Below are 1129 nucleotides of genomic sequence, written 5' to 3' on the forward strand. Positions count from 1 at the left end.
GTGCGGTCGCACCCGGCGCCCCGTAGGTGTTCCCCGCCTCCCACAGCCACAGCGAAAGGCCCTGATGCAGCTCAGACCACTCGGACGGACCGGTATGACCGTGTCCTCGTATGCCCTCGGCGCGATGATGTTCGGTGCGGCCGGCAACCCGGACCACGACGACTGCGCGCGCATCGTCCACACGGCCCTCGATCACGGCATCAACTTCATCGACACGGCGGACATGTACTCGAAAGGCGAGTCCGAGGAGATCGTGGGCAAGGCGCTGCGTGGCAGGCGCGACGACGTCATCCTGGCCACCAAGGGACACTTCGCGCTCGAGGAGGGGCCGAACCGCAGCGGCAACTCGCGTCGCCATCTCGGTCGAGCGGTCGAAGCCAGCCTGCGCCGCCTGAACACCGACTACATCGACCTCTACCAGGTCCACCGGCCCGACCGGGAGACCGACCTGGAGGAGACGCTCGGCGTGCTCACGGACCTCGTTCGCGAGGGAAAGATCCGGACGTTCGGAACATCGACGTTCCCGGCGCACGAGATCGTCGACGCACACCGCGTCGCCGACTCGCGCGGCCTGATGCGACCTCGCACCGAACAGCCGCCGTACAACCTCCTCGCCCGGGGCGTCGAACGGGATGTCCTGCCCGTCGCCCAGCGCTGGGGGATGGCGGTACTGACCTGGAGCCCGCTCGCGTTCGGCTTCCTGACCGGGCGGTACCGCAAGGACGGGACCGTGCGCCCGGAGGGCCGAGCGGTGCTGCGGCCCGCCTGGTTCGACCCGGCCGACCCGGTGACCGCCCGCAAGCTCGACGTCGTCGAGGAGCTCGTGCGGGTCGCCGAGGAGGCGGGCTGCTCGTTGCCGGAGCTGGCCACCGCCTTCCCGCTGGTCCATCCAGCGGTGACGTCGGTGATCATCGGCGCCCGCACGCTTCCGCAGCTCGAGGCGACGGTTGCCGGGGCCGGGCTGCGGCTCGACGACGCCGTCCTGGACCGTATCGACGAGATCGTCCCGCCCGGGACCAACGTCTACGAACCGAACGGGGCCTTCGACGCCCCGCTGCTGGCTGACCCGGCGCCGCGTCGGAGACGGCCGGCCGAAAGGGGCGCCAGCGAGTTATACCCGCCCCCAAGG

At 70.5% G+C, this 1129-nt stretch carries 1 protein-coding gene; it reads left to right on the top strand.

Annotated features, from left to right (window positions below):
* Positions 1 to 94: 94 nt before the first annotated feature.
* A partial coding sequence (locus ACFWE2_RS25395) for an aldo/keto reductase (RefSeq protein WP_377226980.1) occupies positions 95 to 1129 on the top strand: 1035 nt, incomplete at its 3' end.

It is taken from the genome of Promicromonospora sp. NPDC060271 (assembly GCF_042726755.1).
In the GTDB taxonomy this organism is placed as follows: domain Bacteria; phylum Actinomycetota; class Actinomycetes; order Actinomycetales; family Cellulomonadaceae; genus Promicromonospora.